Raw genomic sequence first — 7312 nt, 5'->3', positions numbered from 1 at the left:
GTTTTTTTAATGAGCTTGGATAAACACCACGCACATATCGTCGGGTTGATCTTTTTGGAGTTCTTGGGGCATGACGAAGTTTATTGGCTCTTCGTCCGAACAATCGAGCCATTTCTCTGAAATGACTGCCTTCAGTTGTTCAAGACCATCAATTCCGTCTTTTTCAACGGCTTCCATTACACCATCGGTAAATAAAAGCAGTTGAATTTTATCTTTGTAGGAAAGAGTAGCTTTCTCAATTTTCATTTCAGGGAAAAATCCGACGGGACAGCTTCCAGTGGATAGAGGATGAATCTCTTCATCATCAATCATGGCAAAACCAGGAGGATGCCCGGCATTCACATATTCCACTGTTTTCTCGTTGGTATCAATGATCATATAGATAGCCGTGAAATAATAGTGAACTTCATTATCTTCTTTATTAAGAAGATTCATCCACCGGTTTAATTCAGTTATGACGACTGTAGGGTCTGTATAAGTACGAATCGCATCGCGCAATACAGAAGAAATAAACATGCATACGAGTGAAGCAGTAATTCCATGTCCCATCATATCTAATAGGATTACAGCGTAACGATCTTTATCGATTTGATGCCAGTAATACATGTCACCCGCAAGTTTGTTCGCAGGTAAATAAGACGCCTTAATGAGCAGCTTATCCTTTGCCACCGGTTCACTCAATAAACTGCTTTGTACCTGCATGGATAAGTCAAGCTCATTACGGATTTTTTCTTCCTGCATTCGATGCCAGTCTTTTTCATATTTTAGACGAAGACCTACTCGAATTCGTGCGAGTAGATCCACTTTATTGATAGGTTTTAATATGTAATCAATTCCGCCGACATCTAAAGCTTCTGCCACCTTATTAGAATCTTCAAGGGCGGTAACAAAGATGACTGGGATATCTTTTAAATGTGGAATACTTTGAAGCTTCCTGCAAGCTGTAATTCCATCAATATCAGGCATCATAATGTCGAGGAGAATAATATCGACTGATGATTCTTTATTTGGGCCGTCTATCTCTAAATAATCATACATTTCCTGAGCGGAAGTCAGGGAGGTAAAATCTTCATAGCCGGCGCGCTTTAAAATTTTTTCTATAACAAAAAGATTTACCTGATTGTCATCTACGATTAGAATTTTCATTCTCTGCTTCTCCTTTAACCTTAACAAAAAATACGTATATATTCTTATAGGATTTAGAATCAAGTAGGTTTAGGTTATTTGTTAGATAATGGCGTGATACTTTAATTATAACGTACTTTTGTTTACAAATATAATTTAGAGAGTGTTGAAAAATCAAGATAAGCAACCATAAAAAAACATGGCTCAAGTCAAAAGAGCCATGAGAGAAAAACCAATATACATTTCATTTACCCTGTTGAAATAAAAATAAACCTAAAAGGCATATAAATTTTTCGAATCCAAAAAACCGGCTCCACTTAGGGAGCCGGTTTTTATATGGTTATACCTTAATCTTTTAATTTTCCGATACCTTTTTGAATACTGCCTTTTACTTTATCTGCTTTTCCTTCTGCTTGTAGGGAAGGATCATTCTGTGCGTTACCAGCTTGATCTTTGGCCTCGCCTTTAACTTTATTTACAGTGCCTTTTACCTTATCAGATAATCCACTCATAAAAAATTCCTCCTCTTAGCGTGATAATGTTCTTTACCCGGATTAGGAAGAGAGTAAACAATTGTCGATTATTATGAGGCCATTTTTTTAAGAACATGCCGCTCTATAAAGGAAAGGGATGCCTCCACAATTTTTTCCTTATCATAGTCTAGGGATGCTACATGATAGGAAGAAGGTAAATCCATACGTTCCTTCTCAGAGGAAGAGATGCTCTGGAAAATCTCCATCGAGCAATAAGCTGGAACGACATGATCATCAGGTGAGCTGCATATGAGAACAGGACAGGAAACGTGATGGAGTTTTTGCCGCAAATCCTGCATTAAAAGCAGTAATTGTTGAACTGCTTTAAGTGGAACTGAGGGGTAGGTAATTTCATACGCAGTCGGATCATGAATATCAGGTTTTCCTTCAGAAATGAACCTAGGTGCGTCGGCGTGTTTAAATGTTTCGTACCAAGGGACTTCAAGGGCAGCGTTTAGCGTAATAATACCGCTGCATGCTTCCCTTGCTGCTAATGTTAAGGCTAATGCGCCCCCCATTGACTGACCGATCACAACTATATTTGAACAGGTTTTCTTCAGTGTATTGTAGGCATCTTCTATATTTTGAATCCACTCTTGGTAACAACACGTCTCCATATCTTCTGCGCACGTACCGTGTCCTTTTAGAAGCGGGGCATATACAGTGAATCCCGCCTTAGCGAAACATTCACCAATATAGGCAATACTCTGCGGGGTACCATTAAAACCGTGACAGATTAGAATCCCAGTATCGTTTCCAGGTATGAAGAATGATTCAGCGCCGGAAATAATCGTCGAGTTTGACATAAGAAATTCTCCTTTCAAAATAAAAAACCTTCTTCTAGTTGAGAAGAGGGTTTTAACCGATTTCATCAACCAAAGCATAGCTTTGCTGGTAGGAGCACCTTTCCGTTTGGAGGTTGCTGTGAAGTCTAGGAGCCAGTTCTCTCGTTCACTCTTGATACACGTGTATGAAGGGAATTACTCGAAAAATTATTCCCACTTGTTTACTTGGTTTAAATCCTATCATGAAGCCTGAAAATATGTCAAGACCAGAATAAAACGAATTGTTTAAATGGTTCTAAAAAATAGAATAGTCAATAAACATCTTGACAAACAGTGTCAGTGTTTGTAAGATTGTATTAACTTAATATGCATTCTTATCAAGAGAGGTGTAGGGATTTGGCCCGTCGATACCTCAGCAGCAGATTCTTTTAAGAATACTGTGCTACTTCCAACAAGCATAGCTTGGTAGATAAGAGCGTACTGATCGGTCATTATGATTGGAACCTCTTCTATTTGCAGAAGAGGTTTTTTGTTTGAAAAGTTTAACCAACTATATATATTTCTTATCCAGAGAAGCTGAGGGACTGGCCCAATGAAGCTTCGGCAGCGGACGCAGGTACCGTGCCAATTCCAGCAAGCTTTAAGCTTGAAAAGATAAGAAGAGGCAGTCTTTGGGCTGCGCAGACCCTCTTCTTATTTAGAAGAGGGTCTTTTTAATTGAGATTGGGGGCACATCATGATTACATTCGAAGGATTGGAGAAAGAATACCGCACGAAAGACAAAACGTTTAAAGCTCTTAATGGAATTAACTTAACCATAGAAAAAGGAGAGATATTTGGAGTAATTGGCTTCAGCGGTGCTGGTAAAAGTACATTAATCCGCTGTGTTAATTTCTTAGAAAAGCCGACAGGAGGAAGAGTACTAGTTGATGGGCAAGACCTATTAACGCTAACCCCTGCTAATATCCGAAAAGTAAAAAGGAATATTGGGATGGTCTTTCAGCATTTTAATCTCCTGCAGTCAAAAACAGTGTTTGCTAATATCGCTATGCCATTGGTATTAGAAGGAGCACCGAAGAAACAAATCAAACAGCGTGTAGAAGAATTGCTAAAGTTTGTTGGCTTAAGCGATAAGGCAGGTGCCTATCCGGAACAACTTTCAGGTGGACAAAAACAACGTGTTGGGATTGCGCGGGCGCTGGCTACACAGCCATCGATTCTGCTTTGTGATGAAGCAACATCGGCACTTGACCCACAAACAACTGGCTCGATTTTAAAACTTTTGAAAAAAATTAATGCCGAATATAAGATAACGATCTTAATGATTACACATGAAATGTCTGTGATACGAGATGTTTGCGACAAAGTGGCTGTGATCGAAGGCGGGGAAATCATTGAATCTGGTACTGTCTTTGATATATTTTCAAATCCCCAAACGAAAACAGCGCAAAACTTTGTTCATTCTGTCCTTAATGATTCCATTCCAGAATCAGTCAGGAATCTTGTTCAAGAACATAATCCAAATGGAAAGCTGTTTAAAATCAATTTTGTAGGAGCTTCTTCTGGGCAGCCTTTATTATCGAAAATTGCTAAGAAGTTTGATGTTGATATTAATGTGTTGTTTGGGAATATTACCGAGCTTCAAGGAGTCCCATTTGGACATTTAATTGTTGAACTACGTGGACAAGAAAATGAAATTAAACGAGCTTATCTGCATATTCAGCAGGAGAACGTCAGCATACGGGAGGTAATTGCAGATGCGAGTTAGTAATGAAGAAATTATCGAAGCTTTTTGGGAAACTATTTCAATGGTTAGCATTTCACTATTATTTGCGGTAATCATCGGTCTTCCGCTCGGCATTTTATTGGTGGTCACGAGAAAAGGGCATCTATTCGAAAATAGATTTATCTTTTCTATCCTAAGTACTGTGGTTAATATCTTCCGTTCCATTCCATTTATTATCTTAATGGTAGCAATCGTGCCCTTAACCAGATTATTAGTAGGTTCTTCAATTGGAACTGCTGCAGCAGTCGTACCTTTGGTCTTTTATTCTGGACCGTATATTGCGAGGTTAATTGAAAACTCCTTACTCGAAGTTGATTCAGGGGTCATTGAGGCGGCTGAGGCGATGGGAGCAACGCCTTTTCAAATTATTTTTCGATTCCTTATACCTGAAGCGTTAAGTTCACTTATTCTGGAGATTACTATCGCGACGATTGGTTTGATTGGTGCCTCTGCGATGGCTGGAGCTGTTGGAGGTGGAGGCCTAGGTGATTTAGCGATTACATATGGATATCAACGATTTGATACACAGGTCATGGTAATTACTGTGGTGATTCTTATTCTAATGGTTCAAGGAATGCAGACATTTGGAAATATACTTGCGAAAAAAATTAGAAGAAACTAACGAGGAGAGTGCAAACATGAAAAAATTATTCTTATTTATCATATTAGCTGTATTTTCGACCGTATTGAGTGCTTGTGGAGATAGTGAAGGATCAGGGGACAAGAAAGAAACCGTGAAAATTGGTATTAGCGGGACAGATGATCGAGTTTGGAAATATGTAGCCGAAAAAGCTGAAAAAGAAGGAATTGAAATTAAACTCGTGAGTTTCTCTGATTATGTGCAGCCAAATGTTGCGCTGGCAGAGGGAGATTTAGATGCAAATTCTTTTCAAACAGTGTCGTATTTCAATGCATTTATTAAAGAACGTAATTTAGATCTCGCGCCGGTCGCCACAACGGTCATTGCACCGATGGGTCTATACTCAGAAAAACACAAAAGCATAGAAGATATTCCGGATGGTGCCACAATTGCAGTACCGAACGAAGCCACTAATATGGGTAGAGCCTTTTTACTTTTACAAGAAGCTGGATTGATTACGTTACCTGAGGATTTTGATGGCAATGGATCTTTAGATAAAATCCTGAAAAATCCAAAGAACATTAAGATTGAACCAGTGGTAGCTGGGCAAACACCGCGTGTCTTGCCAGATGTAGATGCATCCATTATTAATAACGGAATTGCTGTGGATGCAGGGTTTGATCCTATCAAAGATTCCATTTTTCATGAGGACGCAACGGCAAAACCGTATATAAACATTATTGCCGCTCGAACAGAGGACAAAAATCGTGACGTATTAAAACGCATTGCAGAGCTTTACCAAGAAGATGATGTAGCGAAACTAATAGAAACAGAATTCAAGGGAGCACAAATTCCAACATTTGTCCCATTGAGTGAGATTGATTATTAAAAAGGGGAAGGAAGAGATACTATGACCACGATTACACATGATATAGACCTACTAAAAGCTAGTATCATCTCGAGTATTGAAAAGAATAAACAAATCTATCTCACTACTAGTCACCAAATTCATGAGCGTCCGGAAATTGGCAATCAAGAATACTTTGCTTCAGAATTACTAAAAAGTCTTCTTGTATCAGAAGGATTTACAATTGAAAGTAATGTAGCTGGACATGAAACAGCTTTTATCGCTAGAAAGAAAGCCGCAAAGCCAGGAGGTCCGGTCATTGGTTTCTTAGCAGAATATGACGCTTTACCTGGACTCGGTCATGCTTGTGGTCACAATATTATCGGAACAACTAGTACGGCAGCAGCCATCGCTTTTAGTAAGGTAATAGAAGAAACAGGAGGAGAAGCCGTCGTTTTTGGTACACCCGCAGAAGAAGGCGGCCCTAATGGCAGTGCAAAGGGAAGCTTTGTGAAACATGGACTAACCGATGGAATTGATGCCTTCATGATGATCCACCCTGGTAATGAAACAAGAGTGACCTGTGAGACACTTGCTGTTGACCCGCTTGACTTTGAGTTTATCGGAAAGTCTGCTCATGCAGCAGCATCTCCTGAAGAAGGAATTAATGCTTTAGACGGTGTGATTCAACTATTTAATGGTATTAATGCACTGAGACAGCACCTTTCAAGTGATGTGCGTATCCATGGAATTATTACTGATGGGGGAGATGCTCCTAATATTGTCCCGGATTATGCAAAAGCAAGATTCTATATTAGAGCAGCTACTCGCCAAACCCTAGATGCAGTCACAAGTAAGGTGAAGGCTATTGCTGAAGGAGCTGCGCTGGCTACAGGAGCAAAGGTAAATGTGATCGCCTTCCAAAATCAAATCGATAACTTTTTATTAAACAACAGCTTTGATGAAGCGGCAGGGAAGGTATTAGAAAGCCTTGGTGAAACATTGTTCCCTAGTGAAGGAAAGGGCTTAGGTTCAACTGACGGCGGAAATATAAGTCAGGTCGTTCCTACTATTCATCCATATATTAAAATTGGAGGCAGCGAACTTGTCGCCCATACTAATGAATTTAGAGAAGCAGCTAGATCACCTAAAGGTGATGAAGCGCTCATTACGGGTGCCAAAGCCCTTGCTATTATTGCTCTTACATTAGTAACTGACCCAGAGTTGTTAAAAACGATTAAAGAAGAGTTTGCGGAAGCAAGAAAGTAGAATGAAACAAAAAGCGTGTATCTCCGTGTGAGATGCACGCTTTTTAGTACATGGGGATACAGTTTATTATAGAAGGAAGTAGACATTTACTAATTCAATGAAAGAAAGTGGTTGACATAAAAAGCAGGAGGGAGTATTATTAGTAAGTCGCCAACACAGCGGCCTTGAAAAAACAATAACATGCATGCCGCAGGGATGCTGAAGCGTAGCTTAAGAAGAAACATTCTTAAAAAAACTTATTGACTTCTTACTTGGATGATGGTAAGATAAAGTAGTCGCTGAGAAACACGGCGATTAAAAATAAGTTATAAACTTCGCAGAAGTTGACAACTGTTCGTAATCATGTTATACTAATTCTTGTAGCTGACGAATGATTCGCAGCTGAAA

At 39.4% G+C, this 7312-nt stretch carries 7 protein-coding genes and 3 riboswitches; of the genes, 4 read left to right on the top strand and 3 right to left on the bottom strand.

Translation table 11 applies throughout. The features are described from left to right. Window positions 1–6: 6 nt before the first annotated feature. The 3 genes from WYK_RS05120 to WYK_RS05115 all read right to left on the bottom strand — a co-directional run bounded on the left by WYK_RS05120 (window position 7) and on the right by WYK_RS05115 (window position 2464). Window positions 7–1146 (bottom strand): PP2C family protein-serine/threonine phosphatase, encoded by a 1140-nt coding sequence (locus tag WYK_RS05120; protein ID WP_040373514.1) that lies wholly within the window; start codon window positions 1144–1146, stop codon window positions 7–9. Window positions 1147–1472: 326 nt separating this feature from the next. Further along, the gene (locus WYK_RS23745; RefSeq protein ID WP_081704767.1) at window positions 1473–1637 is read right to left on the bottom strand and encodes a CsbD family protein; all 165 of its coding nucleotides are present in this window, start codon (window positions 1635–1637) and stop codon (window positions 1473–1475) included. A 71-nt stretch (window positions 1638–1708) separates the two neighbouring features. Further along, window positions 1709–2464 (bottom strand): alpha/beta hydrolase, encoded by a 756-nt coding sequence (locus WYK_RS05115; protein ID WP_040373513.1) that lies wholly within the window; start codon window positions 2462–2464, stop codon window positions 1709–1711. A gap of 59 nt (window positions 2465–2523) precedes the next feature. Further along, window positions 2524–2625, bottom strand: a riboswitch (SAM riboswitch). A 189-nt stretch (window positions 2626–2814) separates the two neighbouring features. Further along, a riboswitch (SAM riboswitch) is annotated at window positions 2815–2919 on the top strand. 84 nt (window positions 2920–3003) lie between these two features. After that, window positions 3004–3104: riboswitch (SAM riboswitch) on the top strand. Between the two features lie 75 nt (window positions 3105–3179). On the opposite strand from WYK_RS05115, the gene WYK_RS05110 reads away from it, so the two are divergent. The 4 genes from WYK_RS05110 to WYK_RS05095 are packed head-to-tail and all read left to right on the top strand — an operon-like array spanning window position 3180 to window position 6925. Further along, the gene (locus tag WYK_RS05110; protein ID WP_040373512.1) at window positions 3180–4211 is read left to right on the top strand and encodes a methionine ABC transporter ATP-binding protein; all 1032 of its coding nucleotides are present in this window, start codon (window positions 3180–3182) and stop codon (window positions 4209–4211) included. Beyond that, window positions 4201–4851, top strand: a complete 651-nt coding sequence (locus WYK_RS05105; protein WP_040373511.1) for a methionine ABC transporter permease — start codon at window positions 4201–4203, stop codon at window positions 4849–4851. Before WYK_RS05110 ends, WYK_RS05105 begins: the two co-directional genes overlap by 11 nt. 16 nt (window positions 4852–4867) lie before the next feature. Continuing rightward, entirely contained in the window at window positions 4868–5698 is an 831-nt protein-coding gene (locus tag WYK_RS05100) for a MetQ/NlpA family ABC transporter substrate-binding protein (protein ID WP_040373510.1), read from the top strand. Window positions 5699–5719: 21 nt separating this feature from the next. After that, window positions 5720–6925 (top strand): M20 family metallopeptidase, encoded by a 1206-nt coding sequence (locus tag WYK_RS05095; RefSeq protein WP_040373509.1) that lies wholly within the window; start codon window positions 5720–5722, stop codon window positions 6923–6925. Window positions 6926–7312: the final 387 nt, after the last annotated feature.

Source organism: Peribacillus psychrosaccharolyticus ATCC 23296, from assembly GCF_000305495.1.
Taxonomy (GTDB): Bacteria; Bacillota; Bacilli; order Bacillales; family DSM-1321; genus Peribacillus; species Peribacillus psychrosaccharolyticus.
This window is presented reverse-complemented; position numbering and strand designations above follow the sequence as displayed.